We start from the raw sequence: 23830 nt of genomic DNA on the forward strand, positions 1-23830 counted from the left end.
TATTTCATGAAAATAAATATCACTCCCGAGTATTTACGCAATTGCATTATTGGTGTAGATGCGCCTTTTTGTACGCCTTTTGGTCAGCGTATGATGCTGTATTGTGATTACACGGCATCCGGAAGGACGTTGAGTTTTATTGAAAAATATCTCATGCGTCTGCAAAGGCATTATGCCAATACTCATACAGAAGATGATATGACTGGCCGTTCAATGACGCATTTGTTGCATTCAGCAGAAAAAACCATAAAAAAATGTGTTAATGCCGATGAAAATTACCGAATTATTAATGTTGGAACCGGTGCAACAGGAGCAATCAATAAACTTCAACAAATATTAGGAACTTATCTTCCTCCGGCAACAAGAAAAAGCCTTAAAGAGAGTCTTGGTGTGGATTTTCATAAGACTCCAAATACTTTACCAATTGTTTTTGTTGGTCCTTACGAGCATCATTCCAATGAAATTTCATGGCGAGATGGTTTGTGTGAAATTGTAGAAGTCAGATTAGATGTTAATGGACATATTGACATGCAACATCTCGAACAATTATTACAAAAACCAGAGTACCAAAACAGAAAGAAGATTGGATCATTTTCTGCTGCTTCGAATGTGACAGGACTTATTTCTCCGGTTCATGAAATCGCTGCCTTATTGCATAAATATAATGCCTTGGCGGTTTTTGATTATGCGGCGAGTGCTCCTTATGTGAAAATTGATATGAATCCGAAGGATTCAACTGCAGAGCATAATACGTCTTTGGATGCTATTTTTATCTCGTCCCATAAATTTCTTGGTGGCCCGGGATCATCCGGTGTTTTGATATTTAACAAATCATTATACGATTCTTCCTTACCGCCAACTGTCAGTGGTGGCGGAACTGTCAGTTATGTTGCAGAACACCATCATGATTTTTTTGATGATATTGAAGAGCGTGAAAAAGCAGGGACTCCCGGAGTATTGCAAATATTACGAGCGGCTTTGTGTTTTAAAGTCAAAGATAAGATTGGTTGCAAGCAAATTTCAAATATTGAACATCAGTGGTTAGATAAAGCCTTTACCGCGTGGAAAGATAATGAATCGATTGAGATTTTAGGCGATTTGGATATTAACAATCGGGTTGGAATTGTTTCGTTTAATATTAAAACAAAAGCGGGAAAATATTTACATCCTAAATTTGTGACTGTTTTACTAAATGATTTATTTGGAATTCAGTCTCGCGCCGGTTGTTCTTGTGCAGGTCCTTATGGTCATAAATTGCTTCATATTGATGAGCAAACATCCGAACAATACAGAGAGTTAATCAATAAGGGTTTTCACGGGATTAAGCCGGGTTGGTGTCGAATTGGTTTCCACTATGTGATGGATGAAGCTGATGTTGACTACATTATCCAGGCCATTGAATTTATCGCTGAACAAGGCGAAAAATTTTTACCTTGGTATAATTTTTGTTTGAAACAGGCATGTTGGAAGCATATTGATGAAAAAGAGGATTGCCCGAAGTTAAAACTGGACGATGCATTTAATGAAGATATCATGGGTTCGAGTCCGGTGCCATCCGGATTGCGCAAGCAACTCTATTCTCAGTTTATTGCTGATGCGTATCAATGGGCTCAAAAGGGTCAAGAATTGCCCAAAAGACAAACCAATTATTTTGAGGAAGTGGCACACCTCAATCAATTCCTTGTATAGTTTTTAGAGTAATATAATATGGTCAAGTATGCTCATAAGCCATTTCTTGGTGCGTTTTGGATGGTTTTTGCAGGAATGTGTTTCGCACTGAATAACGCTGGGATAACCTATCTGACAAAGCATTTTAATCTTCATAATACCGTTATAGGTTTTTATCAATATTTCATTGCTTTTGTTTTTATGGTTCCATGGATATTAAGTACCGGACTGAAAAAATCATTAAAGACAGAACGAATTGGAATGCATGTTGTTCGGGTATTATTGTCTGTAATCGGTATTCAATTATGGATTTGGGGTTTATCGAGAGGAATTCCAATTTCTCAGGCAATTGCCTTGTTAATGACTTCGCCGATTTTTGTGACGATTGGCTCATCAGTTTTTCTTGGTGAACATGTCAGCCTATCCCGATGGTTTGCGACTCTGATAGGAATTATTGGATCATTGATAATTCTTGAACCTTGGGGTGAGAGCTTTCGAGTTGCCAGTTTGCTCCCTGTTGCAGCTGCTTTGTTTTGGGCAGGTTATTCTCTTATGGTCCGTCATTTGTCTCATACTGAAAGTACCGGCTCAATTGTTGTTTACTTATTAATTTTGATTGCTCCTTTCAATTTGTTTTTAGCCTTGCCGAATTTCCAGGTTCCGGGAAATGAAGCGTGGTATTACTTGACTGTAACCGGTTTGTTAATTGCTTTGGCTCAGTGGGCATTGGTGAAAGCTTACAGTAGTGCCGATGCTTCATTTATTCAGCCTTTTGATTTAGTGAAAATGCCATTGAATATTCTTGCTGGTTGGTATTTTTTCAGCGAAATGCTACCACCGAAACTCTGGATAGGCTCGGCGTTGTTATTTGGTGCGGCAATTTTTATTTTAAGCAAAGAAAAAAATTCAGGAAGCTGATTGTTTAAACAATTGAATCGTTCGGTTTTTAGCTGATTGATAATCGACAATCTCTTTTGGGTATTGGCATTTTTTTCTGGTTGAATCCGTAGGGTTGTGGATTTCTTTATTCGATAAATTCATTAATTCAGGGACATATCTTCTAATGAATGTTCCCGCAGAATCAAATTTCTGAGATTGCAAATAAGGATTGAATATTCTGAAATAGGGAACGGCATCACACCCTGTCGAAGCCGACCATTGCCAACCACCGTTGTTTGCAGCAAATTCACCATCAATCAGGTTTTCCATAAACCACTTTTCACCAACTCTCCAATCCTGAAATAGAATTTTGGTGAAAAATACAGCAACAATCATTCTCAGTCGATTATGCATCCATCCGGTTTCTTTGAGTTGCCTCATGGCAGCATCTATGATTGGAAAACCGGTTTCTCCATTTTGCCATTTCTCAATTAATTCCGGTCGATAGTCCCAATGAATATTTATTGTTCTATTAAAATTCTTGTTTTTACTAATATGCGGAAAGTGAATCATTAACTGCCTGTAAAAGTCTCTCCATGTCAATTCTCTGAGCCAAAAATCATGTCGCCAATCAGATTTTTTTAAATCATGACTCCTCTTTATTGCTGATAAACATTGTCTCGGACCCAACATTCCAAAACTGAGATAAGGCGAAAACATGGATGTACAATTCAGTGCCGGATAATCTCTATTTTGTTGATATCCCTCTAATTTCGATGAACAAAAGGTTTGTAATTTTTGATAAATATCAGATGATGAAACACTCCAGTTTGATAATTTTAAGTCAAACTTCTTATCAATTTCAAAAGGAATTGCATTTGTGATGGGTTTATGACTTTGACGGATTTTGTATTTGAGCCATTGTTTTGGATTCTCAATCATTGAAAGCCACTTTTTGTAATAGGGAGTGAAGACTTTATAAGGCTGATAATTTTGTGATAATACCGGTTGGCTAACAATTAAATCATAATCAAACGCATGGACTTCAATGGAATGTTTAGAGAGTGTGGAAATTACTTTTTTATCTCGTTGGTTTTCATCGAATGGAGTTTCTTTAAGAAAATAAATCTTGCGAACTTTATTTTTCATGCAGTAATTTAAAAGTAATTCCGGTATGTCTTTAAACATATCGCATGAAGTTTTCTCAAATCTTATTCCGATCGAACCAGATTCAACAGCTAATTGATTGACTCTACGTTTGCGAAATTCAATGCTTATATCTGATTCATTGTGCTTTTTCCATTGCTTTTCAGTAGCAATATACAGGATTTGTGTTTTGCAGGTATTATCCTCTAATGCTTTTGCTAGAGCAGGATGATCCTGAATGCGTAAATCACGGCGTAACCAAACCAAGTTCATGAACTATATCTCGTTTTGCAAACCAAGTTCAGAAGGATAGGGTTGTAAATAATATTGCGAATTCAAATATTCGGAACCAAACTGTTTGAAATAGTGTTTCAATAGTGTCAAAGGCGTTATTAAATTGACTTCACGTTTTCTATATTGCTCAATCACATTCAGAATATCGCTTTTGATATCGGAGCTAATGTGTTTCTTCAAATAACCAAATAAATGTTGCAGAACATTAATATGATTGCGTCGTTTAGGTGAAGTTTGAATGGCTCGCATAAATCGGCTGAGATATTCTGTTTTAACTTCTTCATAATTTTGGTTATGGCTATTGGCTAATAATTTACCTAGATATCGATATTCCTGTTGACTATGAGCCATCAGCATGTATTTGTATCTGCTGTGAAATTTAATGATATCTCCATATTTAACAGAATTGTGGACATTTTTCATATAGTTCGAGTAGGCATAGACACGCATTATAAAATTCTCTCGTAACGCTTTGTCATTGAGCCTTCCTTCTTCTTCAACAGGCAAAGCTGGGAAAGTTTTCATCAATAATTCTGTAAATAAGCCGTTGCGCATTGTTTGATGAGCATGTCCATTTTCCTGATAGACTTTGACCCTGAACATTCCGCAACTGGGAGATTTTTTCATCAGGATATAACCACACATATCATTGGTTTTCTCCAGATGTTTTTTTGATGATTCTATTAATTTACCTGATAAGTCATGATTTTCATGTCCTTTAATCACTAATTTGGGAGCTGTGGGATTACCATACAGTCTCATTGTCGGTCTTGGAGTTGAGAAACCGGCAGAAACTTCAGGACAGTATTTAATAAATTCAAAATACCGACTTAACACATTGGTGCAGTATTTTGATTGTGTATGACCGCCATTGAACCTGACTTCGTCGCCAAGTAAACAAGAACTAATTCCTACTTTAATTTGATTATTCGACATTTTAGTTATACAAAAATATTTGATGTACAGGTATTATATTGTACAATTACACAAAATGTACAATATAAAAATCAGATTGATATGATTAGTATTACAGAATTATCTGAAAAAACAGGCGTCAATAGCGTGACACTAAGAGCTTGGGAAAGACGTTATGGCTTATTAAAACCTCAAAGAACTCCAAAAGGGCATCGATTTTATACACATGCTGATGTTGATAAAGTCATCAAAATTCTAAATTTAATAGAGCAGGGAGTCAGCGTTAGCAAGGTAAAGCCACTGTTGGATTCTGGAGTTGAAACTGCTGAATTGAGTGAAAACTGGCAACAGCATATTGACAGGGTCTTTCTGGCTTCTGAGTCGTTTAATAAAAACCGCATTGATCAAATATACCGAGAAATTAGTAAGGAATATCCTTTTTCTGTGAGTGCATTTCAGTTTTTTAAAGTTATTCTTAATGAATTAATTACCCGAAAAGACACAGGATTTCGTTCTGATTTCATGCAAAATATAATTCTCGATAATTTGAAACGGTCGAATTATTCTTATCAGCAATCTCACTCTTCTGAATTTAAGACAGTCATCTTCCTAAACTCAATGCAATTAGAGGGAAACGCTCTATTGTTGTCACTCATTTTGAAGGAAATCAATCATGAAGTAGAAATTTTTAAAAACTGTACTTTTAATCAAATATTTGAATATATGCGATACAACCCTATTGATCATTTCGTCTATATTGACAATAAGATGCTGGATTCAAATCAGCTCAAAAAAGAACTAAAAGACAATGATCTTGCTCAAATTTTTCTAGTTGGTGCTCAATTGAAACTCAATCAAGAAATGTTCAATTTTTCTAATTTATTGACTGTAGTAGCCAATCCGTTAGAAGTTTTTTCAATTATTAAAGGAGATTAAAATGGACCATAAAACCCTTTGGAGCACTTTTGTATTTTTGTTTTTTAATTTTTTAGCCCTCTATTTAGGTGCTCTTTTTACTGATGCCGGAGTCAATTCAGATTGGTATCAAAATGCTCAAAAAGCTCCCTGGACACCGCCTGGTTGGATGTTTGGCGCTGCATGGAGTTTGATTATGGTTTGTTATGCCTTGTACATGGCAAAAGTTTGGAATACTATATCAAATAGAAAAGTATTGATTGGTTTATATGCCTTTCAATGGGTACTGAATGTGCTCTGGAATCCTTTGTTTTTTTATTATCATTGGGTTTGGAGTGCAGAAATAGTTTTAATATTTTTAACTATCTTATTGATTTATAAGCTAATAGTATTTTCAAAATATGTAAAAACAGCCGGAATATTTTTACTTCCTTATATATTCTGGCTGTTCATTGCAAATTCCTTAAATCTCTATTTTGCAATAAAGAATTAAGCTATATGTACTACTAAATCTCTAGTTTTGAAATATCGGCAATCGCTAAAAATATCTGATTCAGCTCAGATAATATGGCCAACCGATTCAAGCGTACTTCCTGATCATCACTATTAACCATAACATTCTCGAAGAACTTATCAACCGGTTCTGCCAGAGAGGTGAGAAAGTTAAATGCATCTTGGTAATTTTGTGACTCAACCTCTTGGTTATAACGACGTTTGATAGACTCAATCGCACCAAACAGGTTCTTTTCTTGCTCTTCACTCAGCAAACGAATCGTGACTTTTTCAGGAATAGAGTCGTCAGATTTTTTCAGAATATTGCTGATACGCTTATTGGCCTCAGCCAGTGCTTGAGAGGAAGAGTCCTCTTTAAATTGAGCACACGCAGCGATTCGTTTGCTGATATCTGCTAAGTTTGCCGGTTTTAATGATAGAACCGCATCAACCACATCGTGACTAAATCCTTGTTCTAGATAATTATTTTTTAATCTTTGTAAAACGAAATCTTCAACTTCTGCTTTGATAGAGTCAACATTCAGATTTTGTACCGGAACTTGCCGAACACAAAACTCAATTAAGTCAAAAACATTTAAATTGAGTTCACCTTGTTGGATGATTTTGATAATTCCCAAAGTGGCACGGCGCAAAGCAAATGGGTCTTTATTTCCTGAAGGCTTCTTACCAGCTGCAAAAATACCACAAAGTGTATCCATTTTATCAGCAATTGCTGTTGCCTGAGCGAGTGCAGTTGTTGGTATGGAATCATTTGAAAATGCCGGCTTATATTGTTGGCGGATAGCGGTGCAGACGTCCTCGTTTTCACCTTGGCTTTGTGCATAATAGGCTCCCATGATCCCTTGTAAATCAGGGAACTCACCAACCATGTCAGTGAGCAAATCACATTTTAAAAGAGTTGAAATCCTTGCAGCATCTTCTTGATTTAATTCAAGTTTCTCAGATAAATATTTGAGTATTGATGCAACTCGGTCAGATTTATCAGCCAGAGAACCCAATTGTGTTTCAAACGTCATTTTTTTCAACATTTCAAAACGACTTTCGAGTGGCTGTTTGCGATCTTGTTCCCAGAAAAATCCGGCATCCGCCAAACGAGGGCGAATCACTTTTTCAAATCCTTTGATCACTTGTGATATATCTTTAGACTCAATATTTGCCAAAGCTATGAAATTGGGCATTAATTGATTGTTATTATCAAACACCGGGAAATATTTCTGATGCTTTTGCATGGATGAAATTAGTGCTTCAGCCGGAACTTGCAAGAATGATTCTTCAAAACTACCGGCAACCGCAACCGGATATTCAACAATAGAAGCAACTTCTTGTAGCAAATCCTCATCAATTTTTGCAACACCGTTGAGGGATGTTGCTACCTTTTCAACTTGTTGACGAATGCTTTCTTTTCGGCTTTCCTGATCGACATAAACTCTGACACTTTCCAATTGAGAAACGTAAGAATCTGAAGAATCGATGGTGATAAAATCAGGAAAGTGAAAACGATGACCACGGGTTTGATTGGATGCCGTAATCGAGAACATTTCAAATGGAATCACTTCGCTGTTTTTCAACAAAACCATCCAGTGAACCGGTCTGATGAATGCAAATTCATTATTTCCCCAACGCATTGGTTTAGGAATTGGCATTTTGCCAATACTGTTTTTAATAAACTCAGGCAATAATTCTGTTATATTTTTACCTTTTTCTTTAATGTCATAAACCAGCCATTCGCCTTTATCTGTTTTTAATGTTTGTAAATCAGAGACTTCAACACCAACAGATTTAGCAAACCCGATTGCTGCCGGTTTTGGGTTGCCGTTTTCATCAAATGCCGCAATAACAGCCGGTCCTTTTCGCTGAATAACTTTATCTGCCTGCATTTCATCAATATCATCCAGAATAAAAGCGAGTCTTCGAGGCGAAGCAAACCAACGGCTTTTGGATAAATTGAAGCCAATTTCCGCTTTTTGAAGTTCTTCAATGACACCGTTGTATAAACTTTCAGCTAATGAATTGAGTGATTTTGGAGGAAGTTCTTCAGTTCCTAGTTCAAATAAAATCTGAGTCATTTATTTTTCCTCCTTTTGTGTGTCTTTGCATCCTGGAAATCCAAGTTCTTCACGAATGAGATAGTACATTTCAGCAATGGCTTTGGACATCGTTCGAACGCGTAAGATGTATTGTTGTCTTTCGGTCACGCTAATCGCTTTTCTGGCATCCAGTAAGTTGAAAATGTGAGAGGCTTTAAGAACTTTTTCATAAGCAACCAAAGGCAATTTGGCATCAATCATTTTAAAGCATTCGGACTCGCAATTACCAAAGTCTTGCAGACACATTTCCACGTTTGCATATTCAAAATTGTAGGTTGACTGTTCAAATTCATTTTGGTGAAACACATCTCCATAAGTAACGGTTCCGTTTGGAGTTTCTGCCCAAATTAAATCATAAATGCTTTCCTTTTCCTGCAAATACATTGCCAGTCGTTCCAAACCATAAGTGATTTCGCCCATAACCGGTTTGCATTCCAAACCGCCAACTTGTTGAAAATAGGTGAATTGTGTGACTTCCATGCCATTCAACCAGACTTCCCAACCGAGTCCCCAGGCACCAAGAGTGGGGGATTCCCAGTTGTCTTCCAGAAAGCGAATGTCATGCAACAATGTATCTATTCCCAGTTCTTTCAAAGATTCCAAATACAATTCCTGAATATTATCAGGAGATGGTTTTAACACCACTTGGAACTGATAATAATGCTGAAGTCTGTTTGGATTCTCACCATAACGCCCGTCTGTAGGACGTCTGCAAGGCTGAACATAAGCACTATTCCAGGGCTCAGGACCAATAGAGCGTAAAAATGTCGCCGGATGAAAGGTGCCGGCACCGACTTCCAAATCCAAAGGTTGTACAATTACACAACCATTTTTTGCCCAGAAATTTTGTAGTTTTAAGATAATCTCTTGAAACGTCAACATATAGAATTGTCCATTTAGCTGTAAATCACAAGGTTGTGAATTATACTCACTTTGATGGTTAAACTCCAACATGGCTGAATGCTAATTTATTTTTTCAGCCATGTTTTTGATTTCTGTCGGAATTGTATGATTATTCGATAATTTTTATCGTAGAAATCATCTCAGCCATTTGCTCTAGTTCAGTTTGCAAAGATTGTGATTGGAACTCAGGATAGGGAATCATCGTCAGATAAAACACCACACCGTCTTTTAAAAATCTGCTGAAAGCAATATTTTTTATGTTATCACCGTCTTTGTGAATCAGATAAGAAACTCTTTGTCCATTGGGATTGGCCACCATTCTGTTTTCCTTCATATCTGCCATGAGAAAATCTGACTCTGAAACGGGTTCTGAATCATCATTTTTCTCAAGCATGTATGTTGAGGTTGCATAGACGGATTTATTTTTTGTCAGAAGATAATCGCCGTATTGTGAGTTTGGGCTGATTGTCCAGTTTTCATTTAATTGTAAATCAACTGCAACCGTTCCTTTGTTTCCCGAGTCATAGAGTTTTGCATTGTATGTTTCGGCATTGGAGAAAGAGGTTATCGTTAGTAATAAAAGTAAAAAATATTTCATGCTTAATTCATCTTTTTGTTCAATTTAGTAATATACGCTAATTTTTTTTAATGGGTGACAATGTTAGAGAAATTCTTAACAATTTATTGAAAGCGGAAATAAAAAACCAATTTGCTTAATATCGCCCTGGCAAAAGTTTATAATAGCAAAATTCTAAAAATATTTTGTAAATGTCAGAATCGAATCAATTACCAAAACTCAGTAAAGTTATCGTTTATGGTTTGGGTGCTATGGGGCGGCCAATAGCCAGAAATTTATATGAACACGGACTATTACTCGGTGTTAAGAATCGTACAGAGGGAATTGCAACAGGGCTTGCAAATGAACTCAATCTGGAGGATTTTGAATCCGAAGAAGATATGTTTGCTCAAGCTGATTGTGTACTCACTTGTGTTTCTGCTGACGATGATTTGTTGCAAATAATTGATGAAATCAAACCCTATTTGCAGAAAGACTCAGTGGTTATTGATTGTTCAACAGTGAGTTCCTGGACGGCGAAACAAATTGCAGCAGATTTAGAAAAACAAGATGTTGGTTTTATGGATGCGCCGGTTTCCGGTGGTGTGGAAGGAGCGAAAAAAGGCACTCTTTCCGTTATGGTTGGAGCTAATTTGAAAACGTATAAACGAGCCAATGATTTGTTTCATTCCATTGGATCGCAAGTGACATATATGGGAAAAGTCGGGCAAGGTCAAGCGACAAAAGCAGTCAATCAGGTCTTGGTTGCGGGTGTGGCTCAAGCGGTTTGTGAAGCTCTTGCTTTTGCGGAAAAATGTAAATTACCAATTGAAAAAACTGTAGAGGTCCTTTCATCAGGTGCAGCGGGGAACTGGTTTCTGGATAAACGTGGCATCACCATGTGTAAGGACGAGTTTGATAAAGGTTTCAAATTGGCTTTACTCCACAAAGATTTGAAAATTGTACAGAAAACTTTATTAGATATGCAATCTGAATCACAAATAGTTGAAAAAGGTTTAGTTGAATACAAACAATTGATGGAGCAGGGCTTTGGCGATTTGGATATTTCAGCGCTGATTAAGCTCAAAAGAAAGCAACTGCATAACGAGGAAGACTCATGACTGAGACAACAAACTCACAAACACATTTCGGTTATAAAACCGTAGCGGTCGAAGAAAAAGAAAAACTCGTCGGAGAAGTTTTTACTTCCGTTGCTGCCAAATATGACATCATGAATGACTTCATGTCATTAGGCATTCACAGGCTTTGGAAACGTCATTTTGTTTTAACCAGTGGTGTTGAAGAAGGTGCACAAGTGCTGGATTTAGCCGGTGGAACCGGCGACATTGCCAAGTTACTTGCACCGAAAGTTACCGATAAAGTTCATATCATTGTTGGTGATATCAACCAAGGAATGCTGGATGTTGGCAAAGACAGACTCATCGATGCCGGGCTTTGGGGGCAGGTGACAACTCAACAAATGAATGCGGAGTCTTTACCTTTTGAAGAGGACACTTTTGATTTGGTGACAATTGCTTTCGGATTGAGAAATGTGACCAACCAACAAAATGCACTGGATGAAATGTATCGTGTTTTGAAACCGGGCGGAAAACTGATGATTCTGGAATTCACACGGGTCAATTTGAAGTTTCTCAGCAAAATCTATGATATTTATTCCTTTAAAATCTTACCAAAGATTGGCGAAATTGTAGCTAATGATCGCGATTCCTATCAATATCTCGCCGAATCAATTCGCAAACATCCCGATCAGGAAACATTAAAATCAATGATGGAACAATCCGGTTTTGAACTTTGTAAAGTTGAAAATCTCAGTGGCGGAATTGTTGCTATTCATACAGGTTATAAAACATGACAACTAAACAATTACAGCAAAATCAGGAAAATTGGTTCGAGAAATTTTTTCTGGATAACCTCAATACTGCCATTCGCAAAACTTTATCTTATGACTACGAAGCAGTAAAAAAACTTCAGGTTTATGAAGGAAAAATTGTAAAAGTTGAGTTGGACTCAACACCTTTTGAGTTTTTTTTAAGTATTCAAAAAGATGGTATTGCCCTTAGTAAATACTCGAACTCAGAAGCGGATACCACGATCAAGGGTTCGCCGTTGGCTATTTTTGCGATGAATATGGAACAAACCGTTAGCGGAATTAAAAATGTTGAAATATATGGTGATGCCAATGTCGGGCAGTTTTTGGCAAAGTGGTTAAAAACTGTCAAACCCGATTGGGAAGAGGCTTGGTGTGAACTGCTTGGTGATGGCATGGGTGTCAGGGTTTCAAAAACCATCAATAGTGTTTTGGATTTTGGTAAAAAGTTTCGGGAATCGCTCGTCACAAGCAGTAAGGAGTATCTGGTCGAAGAATCCCGAGATTTGATTTCTCCAACCGAAATGGAACAGTTTTTGGATGATGTTGATGATTTGAAATCTGATGTTGACAGACTGGAACAACAAATTAATCTTCTTAAATCAACTTTATGAATCTACTGCGTCTCACTAAAATTCTGCACACGTTTGCGGATTATCGGGTTAAGGATTTGTTGCCTGAAAACAAACGCAAAAAGCGAATTCATTTATTGAGATTGCTTTCGCCTTTCGCTTCAAAAGGGAAAAAGTGTCAAAGTAATCCTGAAAAACTTCGCAAAGCTCTTGAACATTTAGGTCCTATTTTTGTGAAATTCGGGCAAGTGTTGTCCACACGTCCGGATTTGATACCATTGGAAATTACCAAAGAATTATCCAAACTGCAAGATGATGTCGAACCTTTTGCATGGAATGAAGCTAAAGAGTTTATCGAACATCAAATGGATCAACCATTAGATGAAATTTTCAGCTCCATTGATGAAAAGCCATTAGCATCGGCTTCAGTGGCACAGGTTCATGCTGCTGAGTTGAAAGATGGCAGAGAAGTTGTTATCAAAGTTCTGCGCCCCGGAATCAGAAAACAAGTCAGAAAAGACCTCGAATTGATGCGATCAGTAGCGAAAATAGCACGAACTTTCTGGAATCCCGGAGTTCAGGTTGATCCACTTGAAATTGTTGCTGAGTTTGAGAGAACCATTTACGATGAGCTTGATTTGCAAAGAGAAGCTGCAAATGCTTCGGTGCTTCGTAAGAATTTTAGTGACTCGAATGATTTGTACATTCCTGAAATTTACTGGCAATATTGCAAGGAAAAAGTCATGGTCATGGAACGGATTTATGCGATTCCAATTGGTCATTTTGACAAATTAAAAGCTGCCAATATTAACCTCAAAGTATTATCAGAAAAAGGTTTAAGACTGTTTTATACACAGGTTTTCAGAGATAATTTCTTTCATGCAGATATGCACCCGGGAAATATTTTTGTCAATCCGGCAAATCCCCAAGATCCACAAATTATCGTGCTTGATTTTGGTATTTGTGGTTCTTTGCCAAAAGGTCATAAAAGGGATTTGGCGAATAATTTTATGGCATTTTTTAATCAGGATTATCGTCGAATTGCAGAGCTGCACATTGAAGCCGGTTGGGTTCCTGCTGATACGCGTGTGGATGAATTGGAATCTGCAACCAGAACCATTTGTGAGCCATATTTTTCTCGTCCTATCAGCGAGATTTCTTTTGGCGAAGTGATGCTGAAAACTTTCGAAATGGCAAGAAAATTTAATTTGGTGATTCAACCTGAATTTATTCTTTTGCAAAAAACTTTGTTAAATATTGAGGGGTTAGGGAGGCAACTTTATCCGGAACTCGATATCTGGAAAACCTCCAAGCCGGTTTTAGCATCAATTATGCGGAAACAATACGGCATGGATGGGGCTTTGGAAACTTTAAAAAATAATCTTCCACGCTGGCTCGAACAAACCAGTGAAATCCCAACTTTGGTTCATGAAATATTGAGTCAACAAGCAAGACCTTTGACAAAACTTCAGCAAATTGAAAAAGCGAAAGCGGATAAACTCAAAGCTAAACAACAAAATAAAAAAGTTTATGCAATTCTTGCTTCCGGTTTCGGAATAATTTCAGCATTATTGTATAGTTTAACGACAGATGGCACTCAATATTTTGGAATGTCGACTCCAACAATCCTGACATCGCTTTTGACAATTGGCTTTGTTTATAAAGCAATTAAGAATTGAATTGATTCCAATTTGGTTTTTAAAATCAATTAGTTACAATATTTGCGCTTTCGTTTGAGAGGCTGATTGTGGCAATGGCTCCGCTATTGAATTTGATAAAGTCTTTTTCAACACCATCACTAAAAATAACTCCTTGAGTTGGCATCAATGATTCAATGACCAGTTTATTTTTCTGATTGATAATTCCGGCTACAATATCCGCTTGAGTACGAATACTTTTGAATGGTTCCCGAACAGCGAATAACAATTCTTCATTGCTTAGTTTGGGTCGATAATGTTTTTGAGGAGCAATTATTTCATCTGAGTTCTTTAATTTTTTTTGTGGAACTTTGCGAGTTTTTAGCGGCTCACTCGGCTCGAAAGTATCTGAAATCCCGTAAGCCATGTTAAAAATAGAGCTTAACCATCCGGTTGAACCGGCAGCTGTTGAAATGATTAAACCACTTGATGATTGTTCTTCAGTTTTGCCGTTAAATGTGATTTTATATCTTGCTGAAATATGTGATGTCGGTCCAATAAACAAATCATTAAATGCTAGTAAACTCTGGCCATCATTGAGACTGGCTTGGGCGAATCGGACATTTCTCACGCTATATTTTTGTGACATGACTGAATCAACAGCCTGAATAAAATTGTCCGGATTGTAAGGAAGCAAAACACCATCATAACGCTGTTGGTCAGGGTTGACCGCAATCATGGGGATTCCTTTTGAATACTTGGCAGTATTGGCAACTAAACCGTCTTGACCGATAACAATGATTATGTTTTTTTGATCAAAAATGTATGAGGGAAGAAAAGAGCGGTCAATCGTTTTATGTTTGATAACTTTGGATAGTTGAGTTTGTAAACGATTGAGTGAAGTATAAAATATTTCATGCTCAAGCTCGTAGTCCTCATAAAAACCACCGAGGCTTTCGATATAAAACTTAGTTTGTGCTTTGGTATTAAATCGCTCTATTAAAGATTCCAGCCGGGTTTTGCTACGAACAATTATGGCATATTCTTTTGCTACAGGTTTCACTGTTGTTGAATATTATTCTTCAAAATCGAATCCAGTAAATCGGGACTAATATTCAAATTAGAAATTTTATCAGCATTTTGAGCTAACTCTCTGAAAGCCAAAGAAAGATTGAGTCTGGGGTCGTTATTATTTCCTAATGCAGTTATCACTTTCCAGTCCATCTCTTTATATGGTTTTAGAGTAGTTTCAAGCACATAACCTTCAGTTTCTGCTTGTTTTTTATCGTTTTCAGTTTTTTGCTTGAGAAGTGACTTGCGTTGTTCTTCTAATAATATATCGGTTTCCAAATTCATTTCTTTGAGCTTTCTTTGGTTCTGAGCTTCTAAAACATCAGTTTCCATTTTTTTCTCAGAAATTTGCTTTCTTTTTTCTTCAACAGCAATCTCAGTATTGAGTTCGGTTTCCTTGATTTTTCTTTCTTGCTCGACAGCAAAGTTTCTGCGTGTATAGATGGCTTCATCGGCTTCTTGTTGAAGCTGTTCTCTAGTTTCGGTTTCCAAAGCACGTTGCATTTCAGGGGTAGGGGTGACTGCCAATATATTTACACCCATGATTTCGACCCCTAGAGCTTGTGCTAAATTTCCTTCAGAAAAACCTTGTAAAATTGCATCTTCAATGATTTTTGCTGAACGAATGACATCTTTTAAGCTGGTATTATGAGCCAGACTGGAAGTCGCAGTTTGAGCCGAATTAATGATTCTTTGGCTGAGTTTTTCAATATCATTGACTTTATATTGACCATCATCTTTAACTGTAAAGTCGAGCACATCTGCTAATATTTCAGGTTGGGTAATTTTATAAGTTATTTGACCTTGAATACTAACAGTTTGATAGTCATGAGTGGATTCATTAAAAATAAACGGCAGACTGTTACTACCAATTGGAATTGCAACAATCGAACTACTTGGAGCATAATAAAAAAACGATAATCCACGACCTTTGGATTTTACCTTGCCTTTTTTATAATGAATGACATAAGACATGGAGTCAAATTTGATGTGTTTGATACCGAACATTTGTTATTTTCTCCCAAAAACCAGAAAGTTATTTTAACTTATCAGTATCTAAAATGAAAGCGCAGTTGTTTCGGAAACCAGACTTCAATGTTTTAAATACTTAAGTATGAGCTGGATTCAACAACGAAGTGCAACAAAATTTTTATCGAAGTTGAAAAGTAAGATGTGATGTGTTGCACTTGCAGTTGAACTTCCCAAAAAGAGATTGCAAATGTCACACTATTCACATCTTACTGAAGCAGAAAGATATCAGATATCAGCTCTGCTGAAAACTAATTGTAGCAAAACTGAAATAGCAAACATCCTAAATCGTCATAAAAGCACTGTAATTCGTGAAATTAAACGCAATACCGGACTTCGAGGATACAGACCCAAACAAGCCAATGAATTTGCGGTTAAACGAAAATCTGATAATGCCAATAAAATAACCGACTTTTGCTGGGCTTATGTCACTTACTTGTTAAAGAAGAAATTCTCCCCGAACAAATCAATGGTCGTTTAAAACTCGATGGTTGGGATGGTGTACCCAGCATCGAAAGAATCTATCAATTCATTTATGCTAACAAAGAGAACAAAGCCTCATTGCTTAAACACCTGAGATGCCAAAAACAAAGAAGAAAACGATACAACTCCGGTCAAACCAGACGTGGAAAGATAAGCAACCGCGTAGATATTGATAAACGCCCTATGGTTGCAAATAATCGTTCACGCCTTGGAGACTATGAAGGTGATACAATTATTGGCAGCAAGCACAGAGGAGCACTACTGACTCTTGTTGACAGAAAATCACTCGAAGTCAAAATCAAACCATTGAACCGAAAACTGGCAACCGATGTCAGTCAAGCCTGTATTGAAAAGCTAAAGGATGAAATCACACATACCCTGACTTTGGATAACGGTTTGGAATTCGCAAAACACGAAATGATTAGTGATACTATCGGAATAAACATCTATTTTGCCAAACCTTATCATTCCTGGGAGAGAGGCACGAATGAAAATACTAACGGTTTAATCAGACAGTATTTCCATAAAAACAAGACTCTTGATCAGTTATCAGAAAACGAAGTTCAGGTTGTTGAAGACGCTTTGAACAACAGACCCAGAAAAAAATTAGGCTTTTTAACTCCCCTTGAAGTAAAATCTAGAAACTGGAGTGTTGCACTTCGTTGTTGAATCCAGCTGATTTAATTATTTTTGAGACTTCAATTCAGCAACTTTATCTCTAAGAACTTCTTTAGTAATGTTTTCCGGAGATATTGGTTCGCCAACGTTTAGTCTGATTTTAGCTAAAAACTTTCTGGGTCGTCTTTTTAAAACACCTTTATCTTTTCTGGAAAACAGACTTCCCCATAAATTGCTGAGGGACATAGGAATCACATCTACAGGTGTTTCAGATATTATTTTCTCAATTCCATTCTTGAAAGGTTGAATGGTTCCATCTGAGGTCAATCCTCCTTCAGGGAAAATACCAACCAAATCACCTTCATCCAGAGCTTTTTTTACTTCAATGAAGGCTTTTTCATACATTTCAGGGTCTTCTTTATATCCGGCAATTGGAATTGCTTTCGCAGCTTTAAACAACCATTTGAGAACAGGAATATTATAAATTTTATAATACATAATAAAACGAACCGGTCGTCTGATATATCCACCGAGAATGAGTGGATCGATAAAACTGACATGATTACATGCCAGAACCGCTGCGCCATCATGAGGAATATTCTCTAAGCCTTTGGCACGGATTCGATAGAATATCGATACCAGGAACCAGACAATCAATCTCATTAAAAATTCCGGAACAACTGTAAAGATGTACAAAGCGACAATAATATTTAATAAAACAGTGACTTTGAAAAGTTGAGGGATAGTCCATTTCATTGCTACAAGAATAACCATAGCCATAACAGCTGCTAACACCATAAATAAAGCATTGATGATGTTATTTCCGGCTATCACTCTTGAGAGGTGTGACTGATCAGCTCTTTCTTGCACAAGGGCGTACAAAGGAACAATATATAAGCCACCGAACACTCCAATAAAACATAAATCAGCTAATATTCGTCCGCTCCCTTTTGAACTCCAGAATTGATTGATACTTTGTAACTCAGTAGACGCGATCCAGTTTTCCGCTGCAACGGCAATGTCATAACCAAAGATAGCCAATCCGAAAGCACCTATCGGAACCAGTCCTATTTCAACCCTTTTGCCTGATAGTTTTTCACATAAAAGAGAACCAAGACCGATACCCACAGAAAACATTGATAATAATAATGTGATTACATAATTATCGCCGCCTAATACTTTTGAACCAAAGTTTGGAATTTGCATAAGATAAACCGATCCGTAAAACCAAAACCACGAAATTGCCAAAATAGATAAAAACACAACACGATTCTGAGGAAGAAAACTGATGTTTCGATAAGTTTCAGTAAATATATTAAAATTCAATTTTATATCAGGTGATGATGCAGGGGTTTTGGGGATAAAACTCGCACTTAAATATCCGGCAACAGCTATACAAAGAATTGCTACAGTAATTGGCGTGATTGACTCCATTGCAATGAGAATTCCTCCAAGAATTGTACCAATTAAAATTGATAGGAAAGTAGATGATTCAATAAGGGCATTACCGCCAATTAACTCCTCTCTTTCAAGATGTTGAGGAAGATATCCATATTTGACCGGGCCAAAAAGAGATGACTGTGAACCCATCAAAAATAACACAAATATTAATAAATTGATGTTATCAATATAAAAACCAAACGCAGCAATCAGCATTATGATAATTTCAATAAATTTTACGATACGAATGAGTCTGGATTTTTCGAATTTGTCAGCAATTTGACCGGCGATAGCAGAAAACAAGAAAAAAGGCAGGATAAACAACCCTGCTGCTAAATTAACCAGCATGTCACTGTTTGCAGCTGCTTTATAAGCTATCATTATGACAAGTGCATTTTTAAAAACATTATCATTAAAAGCTCCAAAGAATTGAGTCAGAAAAAATGGAAAAAAACGCTTTTCTCTCAATAAACTAAATTGTGAATGCTCAGACATAAACGGTTCCTGCTAAATTTCAATATAGTTTAGCATTGATTTTGCAACTCATTTAGATAAATTTTAAAAGTGTTAACAATTGCTACGTTTGGTTTATCCAATTGACCTGAATTATTAAAATTGGTATTATCATAATTTTTACACAGGAGTAAATTTTATGGGTTTTTTCGATTTTATTGCAGATGCCGGCTCAAGATTATTTAAAGATGATGATCCGGAACCAGAAGTAACCAAACCGATTGCTGTTCATATTAAAGAAGCAGGAGTCATGACAGATTACTTGAAAGTTGATTTTAAAGCAGGTGCGGTCACTTTATCCGGTTATGTTCCGAATCAAGAGCAAAAGGAAAAAGCAGTATTAGTTGCAGGAAATGTGAAAGGTGTTTCTTCAGTTCAAGATAATTTGATTCTCGGTGAACCACCGGCTGATAAGGCGGAACAGGAAGCACAAGTTGCTAAAGCCAATGAAGAAGCAAAAAGTGAGCCTAGCTTTAAAACATATACTGTTAAAAGTGGCGACACATTAGGAAAAATTGCTCAGGAAATGTATGGAAAGGCTAGTTTATATCCAAAGATTTTTGAAGCAAATACTCCAATGCTGAAAGATCCGAATAAAATTTACGTTGGACAGGTGCTGAAAATTCCTGAATAAAGATTTCAGCTTTTCATAAATTTAAAACCGGGGTTCAGAGATGAGCTTCGGTTTTTTTATTGTATTCAGTTGTTATTCAAATCCATTCTCAAACAATGTATCTGTTAATACTCTGATGATACCTGTATTTCCGGTATTGATATGAGCATCACACTGATATGTAATCTCTTCAACAGTAGCAAATTTGTAGTAAAACTCCCAAGGTGCGCCGGTTGCACCGGTTTCAGTATTGAATCCATCGCCCTCACAAGTTTCAGAGCAAATCATACTGTTGTCAGTGGAGTGAATATTATGCTCACCTCCGGCATTACTGAACTTAACCACATCACCACGCTGAATAGAAATATCTGCCGGTATAAAATCATTCCCTACAGTAGCTTGAATATAATGAACATTGACTGAAGTTGGTTCTACGATGGTTACGGACCCCACCATTCCAAAAATTTCATGTGGTTCACACCGATAATTGACAACACCGATATTTCGAAATGTAACTTCTGCAACCCATGCAAGACTGGATGGATTGCCATTCCCTCCGCTTGCATCACAACCATTGGCACAACGAAAACTATTATCATGTGCCCAAACATTATGATTGCCACCGGTATTGATCCATCTAACAGTATCGCCAGCTTCTATGACTAAGGAACTCGGGCTGAAAACATTGCTTGAAACCAATACTTCATGTGTTTTACTATTGGCTGAAAACGTAATTATTATCAGAATTAATTTTAAAATAGTTTTCTTTAACATAAATTGTCATTGTTAATTCTATAGATATCAGATTATGTCATTAATAACAAAATTATCGTTAAGAAATTGTAAAACCATGATGAATAATCATTTATTTGAAAAGATTGTGTGAATTACTTCTCAGTCAGTATTCTAGTTTTTTATTAAATTATGCTAAAAAAATTGGAATCAACATGGGAATATTTAGAACGAAATTTTATCCGTTGTCTGAAAAAAACTTGCCGGAAAAGTCAGTAAGTCCGGAAAGTACTAAGCTATCAGTAAATAAAATCAAGGTCATTAAAGACCAATACAAATTTAACAAAAGGGTTAATTTCCCTTCGGGAACTATTACGACACCAAACATTATTCATCGAGTTTTAACCAAGATGGGTTATGGTGCTAATGATGAATCTGTGAGTCATATTCAGTCTCTACCCGGAGCAACAGATACAGATAAAATTTTTGCTTATATTGATGAGCAATTAGACCCAATGAGTATCGATGATAATGCTGCCGAATCACAACTCAATAATGGTTATGAAACGCTCAACAAAACTCGCATTCAGCTTTATCAAGATCACTATCGCCGTCCTGATGGAGTTGACATCCCTTGGGAGGTTCATGTTCGCCCGGGCAGAGAAACAAACTACGCCAGTTATATGCGAGCGACTCAAAGCAAAAGGCAATTGCTGGAAATTTTAGTGGATTTCTGGCACAACCATTTTAATGTTTACATGGACAGTGGTGGAGTGCAACCGATGTTTGTGCATTATGACAGAGAAGTCATTCGAGCCAATGCGTTGGGAAGTTTTCGACAAATGCTAGAAGATGTTACGACATCGACCTGTATGCTTGATTATCTTGGAAACGGGGTGAATGATAAAGATGCTCCCAATGAAAATTATGCACGTGAATTACTGGAACTACATACTCTGAGTGCCAAGAATTATTTTGGACATATGGCACCTGAGGATGTTCCTGTTGATGGACAGGGACGTAAAATTGGCTATGTTGAAGCTGATGTTCTGGAAATGGCACGAGTTCTCACTGGTTGGTCTTATAGCGGAGCGGACTGGTGGGATTATCAAAATGGTAATGTTTCAACTGGTGAGTTTTTATATCGCGATGAATGGCATGATAAAGACCCAAAAGTAATATTGGGGCAAACATTTAATTTTGATCAAAATAACCCATTATCTGATGTTCGTAGCGTTTTGGATATGCTTGCCGAACATCCGGCAACAGCAGAGTTTTTGGCTTCTAAATTATGTAAACGATTTATCAGTGATAATCCGCCACAGTTAATCATTGATGCGGTTGCAAATACTTTGCATCAAAACTGGCAAGCTCCGGATCAAATCAAACAGGCAATGGAAACTTTGCTGAAATCGAATGAATTTCTGAATACTTGGGGAGAGAAAATTAAGCGTCCATTTGAAAGAATTGCATCTTCTATGCGCCAAATTGGTGTGACTTTTGATTTTTCACCGAATCATGAATACTCGTCATGGATGTTTTGGAGCCTGGATACCACAGGACAAAATTTATTCTATTGGACTTCACCCAATGGTTATCCCGATACAAAAATGTCATGGCTAGGAGCTTCCAATACAATGGCGACATGGAGATTTATGCAATGGTTTACTCGCTTGCGTGATGACAATAATGGCGATATTCCTTTCAATGATATTTTGAATATTACAAATACAGCGATTCCGGAAAGCAATAACCATACAGCAAATAATCTGGTGAATTTCTGGTTCGAAAAAGCCTGTGGACATCCGCCGAGTGTAGAAGTGCAGGATAAATTGGCTCATTTCATGTCGTACAGCAATTATACTGAACCAGGTTGGGCTCCAACTGACAGGAATACTCCTATTGATTTATCAACAAACGATTGGCCTTCTTACAATCAGGAACGATTGTATGCAATGGTCTCATCAATTTTTTTAACATCCGAATTTTTGTACAGGTAGTCTTATGAAAAAAATAAACAGAAGAGAATTTTTAAGAAATTCGGGTTTAATTACACTCGCGGGTTTCGGGGGCATGAAACTTGGGTTTGCTAATTCAGTGGTAAACACAATTAAAGGAACAAACAATAACGGCAAAGATTTGTTGGTATATGTGTTTTTGAACGGAGGGATGGATGGTTTAAACTTTTTACCACCTCGTTCGGGAGTAAATTACACAGAATACAGCACTGTTCTTCGTCCTGGATTACATATTCCAAATACTGAATCACTCGCTTTAAATGGTAATTCTGAATTTGGTTTTCACCCATTGGCAACTGGCATGAGAGATCTTTACAATGCTAATAAAATGGCAGTAATTCATGCTACCGGATTGCAACAATCGAATCGGAGTCATTTTGTAGCTACGGCACTCATGGAATTGGGTGTTGAAGATCAAAATGCCTCACTTGGCAGTGGTTGGTTGACACGTTATTTCGATTCATCGTTGACTACTCCTGATAACGCTCTGATTCCATCAATCGTACCTTCATACAATATCACTGATGCTGTATTAGGTGACTTATCAGCATTGATTGTGGGTTCACCAACTGAGTTTGCTTTAGATATGGGACATTGGGCGTGGGAAGATGCCATGCAAGCAACTGTTTTTGATGTTTTTTCAAATCCGACAACGCTAGAACAAACTGTTTCTCATCAAACTTTGCTTGCTTCACAAGTGATTCAGGGAATTGATTGGAATAATTATGTCCCGGAAAATGCAGCGAGCTATCCGGCAGGATATTTTGGTCAACAATTAAAAACAATTGCTCAATTGTATAAAGAAAATGTCGATTTGGAAATTGCCTATGTGCCAACCGGTGGTTGGGATACACATATCGGGCAGGGCACCGGAACAACCGGTGAATTCGCAAATTTAGTGCAAGAGTTGTCTGATGGACTTTATGCACTTTATCAGGATTTATCAGCGAGTTATTCCGGTAAATTTACAATTATAGTTCAAAGTGAATTTGGTCGCAGAGCTTATGAAAATAACAGCAATGGTACCGATCATGGTTATGGCAACCCGATGTTTGTGATTGGTGATAATGTCAATCCCGGGTTTTTCGGACAGTTTCCGGGACTTCAAAGCAATCAACTCTATGAAGAGGAAGATGTGAATGTGACAACTGATTATCGGAATGTTGTCAGTGAAGTGTTAATTAAGCGAATGCAGAATCGGTTTTTAGGTTATATTTTCCCCGGTTATGATAGTTACTCTCCCTTGGGTATAGTCAATGGTACAGATTTGTCTCCTGTTTATAATTTTGACTATGACCCGATATTTGCCTCAGGATTTGATTAAATATTTGAGGTGATAA

22 protein-coding genes are annotated in these 23830 nt (G+C 37.1%); 13 read left to right on the top strand and 9 right to left on the bottom strand.

Annotated features, from left to right (window positions below):
* The first annotated feature begins 6 nt into the window (after nucleotides 1–6).
* Entirely contained in the window at nucleotides 7–1689 is a 1683-nt protein-coding gene (locus R3F25_00095) for an aminotransferase class V-fold PLP-dependent enzyme (GenBank protein ID MEZ5495232.1), read from the top strand.
* Between the two features lie 18 nt (nucleotides 1690–1707).
* A complete protein-coding gene (locus tag R3F25_00100) occupies nucleotides 1708–2586 on the top strand; it encodes a DMT family transporter (GenBank protein MEZ5495233.1) in 879 nt (292 codons plus the stop codon).
* Here the strand turns inward: R3F25_00100 and R3F25_00105 are convergent.
* Nucleotides 2575–3966: a deoxyribodipyrimidine photo-lyase gene (locus R3F25_00105; protein ID MEZ5495234.1), complete on the bottom strand. Its 1392-nt coding sequence runs from the start codon at nucleotides 3964–3966 to the stop codon at nucleotides 2575–2577. The genes R3F25_00100 and R3F25_00105 overlap by 12 nt on opposite strands.
* Nucleotides 3967–3969: 3 nt before the next feature.
* A complete protein-coding gene (locus tag R3F25_00110; protein MEZ5495235.1) occupies nucleotides 3970–4923 on the bottom strand; it encodes a DUF523 and DUF1722 domain-containing protein in 954 nt (317 codons plus the stop codon).
* 81 nt (nucleotides 4924–5004) lie between these two features.
* Between R3F25_00110 and R3F25_00115 the strand changes: the two genes are divergently transcribed.
* Nucleotides 5005–5838, top strand: a complete 834-nt coding sequence (locus tag R3F25_00115) for a MerR family transcriptional regulator (protein ID MEZ5495236.1) — start codon at nucleotides 5005–5007, stop codon at nucleotides 5836–5838.
* A gap of 1 nt (nucleotide 5839) precedes the next feature.
* A complete protein-coding gene (locus R3F25_00120) occupies nucleotides 5840–6310 on the top strand; it encodes a TspO/MBR family protein (protein ID MEZ5495237.1) in 471 nt (156 codons plus the stop codon).
* Nucleotides 6311–6323: 13 nt separating this feature from the next.
* On the opposite strand, the gene glyS is transcribed toward R3F25_00120, so the two are convergent.
* The 3 genes from glyS to R3F25_00135 form a co-directional block, all read right to left on the bottom strand.
* Nucleotides 6324–8396 carry a glycine--tRNA ligase subunit beta gene (gene glyS, locus R3F25_00125; GenBank protein ID MEZ5495238.1) on the bottom strand — a complete coding sequence of 691 codons (2073 nt, stop codon included), beginning with the start codon at nucleotides 8394–8396 and terminating at the stop codon, nucleotides 6324–6326.
* Complete coding sequence (gene glyQ, locus R3F25_00130; GenBank protein ID MEZ5495239.1) at nucleotides 8397–9299, bottom strand: glycine--tRNA ligase subunit alpha; 903 nt, start codon at nucleotides 9297–9299, stop codon at nucleotides 8397–8399.
* Between the two features lie 130 nt (nucleotides 9300–9429).
* On the bottom strand, nucleotides 9430–9918 hold the full coding sequence (locus R3F25_00135; protein ID MEZ5495240.1) for a hypothetical protein: 489 nt from the start codon (nucleotides 9916–9918) through the stop codon (nucleotides 9430–9432).
* Nucleotides 9919–10088: 170 nt separating this feature from the next.
* Here R3F25_00135 and R3F25_00140 point away from each other — a divergent pair, with 170 nt between their 5' ends.
* From R3F25_00140 to ubiB, 4 genes are read left to right on the top strand one after another with little or no spacing between them, the layout of a single operon-like run.
* Nucleotides 10089–10997 (top strand): NAD(P)-dependent oxidoreductase, encoded by a 909-nt coding sequence (locus R3F25_00140; GenBank protein ID MEZ5495241.1) that lies wholly within the window; start codon nucleotides 10089–10091, stop codon nucleotides 10995–10997.
* Nucleotides 10994–11749: a bifunctional demethylmenaquinone methyltransferase/2-methoxy-6-polyprenyl-1,4-benzoquinol methylase UbiE gene (ubiE, locus tag R3F25_00145; GenBank protein MEZ5495242.1), complete on the top strand. Its 756-nt coding sequence runs from the start codon at nucleotides 10994–10996 to the stop codon at nucleotides 11747–11749. Before R3F25_00140 ends, ubiE begins: the two co-directional genes overlap by 4 nt.
* The gene (locus tag R3F25_00150) at nucleotides 11746–12378 is read left to right on the top strand and encodes a hypothetical protein (protein MEZ5495243.1); all 633 of its coding nucleotides are present in this window, start codon (nucleotides 11746–11748) and stop codon (nucleotides 12376–12378) included. The genes ubiE and R3F25_00150 overlap by 4 nt, the downstream gene beginning before the upstream one ends.
* Nucleotides 12375–14015 (top strand): ubiquinone biosynthesis regulatory protein kinase UbiB, encoded by a 1641-nt coding sequence (gene ubiB, locus R3F25_00155; protein ID MEZ5495244.1) that lies wholly within the window; start codon nucleotides 12375–12377, stop codon nucleotides 14013–14015. The genes R3F25_00150 and ubiB overlap by 4 nt, the downstream gene beginning before the upstream one ends.
* Before the next feature lie 25 nt (nucleotides 14016–14040).
* Here ubiB and R3F25_00160 read toward each other — a convergent pair whose 3' ends face one another.
* Nucleotides 14041–15036: a sugar kinase gene (locus R3F25_00160; protein ID MEZ5495245.1), complete on the bottom strand. Its 996-nt coding sequence runs from the start codon at nucleotides 15034–15036 to the stop codon at nucleotides 14041–14043.
* Nucleotides 15033–16052, bottom strand: coding sequence for an SPFH domain-containing protein (locus R3F25_00165; GenBank protein MEZ5495246.1), 1020 nt, complete (start codon nucleotides 16050–16052; stop codon nucleotides 15033–15035). Before R3F25_00165 ends, R3F25_00160 begins: the two co-directional genes overlap by 4 nt.
* A gap of 211 nt (nucleotides 16053–16263) precedes the next feature.
* Here R3F25_00165 and R3F25_00170 point away from each other — a divergent pair, with 211 nt between their 5' ends.
* Nucleotides 16264–16554 carry a helix-turn-helix domain-containing protein gene (locus tag R3F25_00170; protein ID MEZ5495247.1) on the top strand — a complete coding sequence of 97 codons (291 nt, stop codon included), beginning with the start codon at nucleotides 16264–16266 and terminating at the stop codon, nucleotides 16552–16554.
* Complete coding sequence (locus R3F25_00175; protein MEZ5495248.1) at nucleotides 16488–17225, top strand: IS30 family transposase; 738 nt, start codon at nucleotides 16488–16490, stop codon at nucleotides 17223–17225. The genes R3F25_00170 and R3F25_00175 overlap by 67 nt, the downstream gene beginning before the upstream one ends.
* Nucleotides 17226–17240: 15 nt before the next feature.
* Here the strand turns inward: R3F25_00175 and R3F25_00180 are convergent, their stop codons facing one another.
* Nucleotides 17241–19109 (bottom strand): MFS transporter, encoded by a 1869-nt coding sequence (locus R3F25_00180; protein MEZ5495249.1) that lies wholly within the window; start codon nucleotides 19107–19109, stop codon nucleotides 17241–17243.
* Between the two features lie 157 nt (nucleotides 19110–19266).
* On the opposite strand from R3F25_00180, the gene lysM reads away from it, so the two are divergent.
* Nucleotides 19267–19761 (top strand): peptidoglycan-binding protein LysM, encoded by a 495-nt coding sequence (lysM, locus tag R3F25_00185; GenBank protein MEZ5495250.1) that lies wholly within the window; start codon nucleotides 19267–19269, stop codon nucleotides 19759–19761.
* Between the two features lie 72 nt (nucleotides 19762–19833).
* Here the strand turns inward: lysM and R3F25_00190 are convergent, their stop codons facing one another.
* On the bottom strand, nucleotides 19834–20514 hold the full coding sequence (locus tag R3F25_00190) for a plastocyanin/azurin family copper-binding protein (GenBank protein MEZ5495251.1): 681 nt from the start codon (nucleotides 20512–20514) through the stop codon (nucleotides 19834–19836).
* A 173-nt stretch (nucleotides 20515–20687) separates the two neighbouring features.
* Here R3F25_00190 and R3F25_00195 point away from each other — a divergent pair, with 173 nt between their 5' ends.
* The gene (locus tag R3F25_00195; protein MEZ5495252.1) at nucleotides 20688–22472 is read left to right on the top strand and encodes a DUF1800 domain-containing protein; all 1785 of its coding nucleotides are present in this window, start codon (nucleotides 20688–20690) and stop codon (nucleotides 22470–22472) included.
* Between the two features lie 4 nt (nucleotides 22473–22476).
* Nucleotides 22477–23814 (top strand): DUF1501 domain-containing protein, encoded by a 1338-nt coding sequence (locus R3F25_00200; protein ID MEZ5495253.1) that lies wholly within the window; start codon nucleotides 22477–22479, stop codon nucleotides 23812–23814.
* Nucleotides 23815–23830: the final 16 nt, after the last annotated feature.

This window comes from Gammaproteobacteria bacterium (assembly GCA_041395445.1).
Lineage (GTDB): Bacteria > Pseudomonadota > Gammaproteobacteria > Xanthomonadales > Marinicellaceae > NORP309.

Excerpts from the sequence above, each read along its gene's own strand:
- lysM (MEZ5495250.1), top strand. The coding sequence starts at position 19,267 with ATGGGTTTTTTCGATTTTATTGCAGATGCCGGCTCAAGATTATTTAAA.
- R3F25_00180 (MEZ5495249.1), bottom strand. The coding sequence starts at position 19,109 with ATGTCTGAGCATTCACAATTTAGTTTATTGAGAGAAAAGCGTTTTTTT.
- R3F25_00165 (MEZ5495246.1), bottom strand. The coding sequence starts at position 16,052 with ATGTTCGGTATCAAACACATCAAATTTGACTCCATGTCTTATGTCATT.
- ubiE (MEZ5495242.1), top strand. The coding sequence starts at position 10,994 with ATGACTGAGACAACAAACTCACAAACACATTTCGGTTATAAAACCGTA.
- R3F25_00200 (MEZ5495253.1), top strand. The coding sequence starts at position 22,477 with ATGAAAAAAATAAACAGAAGAGAATTTTTAAGAAATTCGGGTTTAATT.
- glyS (MEZ5495238.1), bottom strand. The coding sequence starts at position 8,396 with ATGACTCAGATTTTATTTGAACTAGGAACTGAAGAACTTCCTCCAAAA.
- R3F25_00190 (MEZ5495251.1), bottom strand. The coding sequence starts at position 20,514 with ATGTTAAAGAAAACTATTTTAAAATTAATTCTGATAATAATTACGTTT.
- R3F25_00150 (MEZ5495243.1), top strand. The coding sequence starts at position 11,746 with ATGACAACTAAACAATTACAGCAAAATCAGGAAAATTGGTTCGAGAAA.
- R3F25_00100 (MEZ5495233.1), top strand. The coding sequence starts at position 1,708 with ATGGTCAAGTATGCTCATAAGCCATTTCTTGGTGCGTTTTGGATGGTT.
- R3F25_00140 (MEZ5495241.1), top strand. The coding sequence starts at position 10,089 with ATGTCAGAATCGAATCAATTACCAAAACTCAGTAAAGTTATCGTTTAT.
- ubiB (MEZ5495244.1), top strand. The coding sequence starts at position 12,375 with ATGAATCTACTGCGTCTCACTAAAATTCTGCACACGTTTGCGGATTAT.
- R3F25_00195 (MEZ5495252.1), top strand. The coding sequence starts at position 20,688 with ATGGGAATATTTAGAACGAAATTTTATCCGTTGTCTGAAAAAAACTTG.
- R3F25_00120 (MEZ5495237.1), top strand. The coding sequence starts at position 5,840 with ATGGACCATAAAACCCTTTGGAGCACTTTTGTATTTTTGTTTTTTAAT.
- R3F25_00115 (MEZ5495236.1), top strand. The coding sequence starts at position 5,005 with ATGATTAGTATTACAGAATTATCTGAAAAAACAGGCGTCAATAGCGTG.
- R3F25_00095 (MEZ5495232.1), top strand. The coding sequence starts at position 7 with ATGAAAATAAATATCACTCCCGAGTATTTACGCAATTGCATTATTGGT.
- R3F25_00105 (MEZ5495234.1), bottom strand. The coding sequence starts at position 3,966 with ATGAACTTGGTTTGGTTACGCCGTGATTTACGCATTCAGGATCATCCT.
- R3F25_00135 (MEZ5495240.1), bottom strand. The coding sequence starts at position 9,918 with ATGAAATATTTTTTACTTTTATTACTAACGATAACCTCTTTCTCCAAT.
- R3F25_00110 (MEZ5495235.1), bottom strand. The coding sequence starts at position 4,923 with ATGTCGAATAATCAAATTAAAGTAGGAATTAGTTCTTGTTTACTTGGC.
- glyQ (MEZ5495239.1), bottom strand. The coding sequence starts at position 9,299 with ATGTTGACGTTTCAAGAGATTATCTTAAAACTACAAAATTTCTGGGCA.
- R3F25_00170 (MEZ5495247.1), top strand. The coding sequence starts at position 16,264 with ATGTCACACTATTCACATCTTACTGAAGCAGAAAGATATCAGATATCA.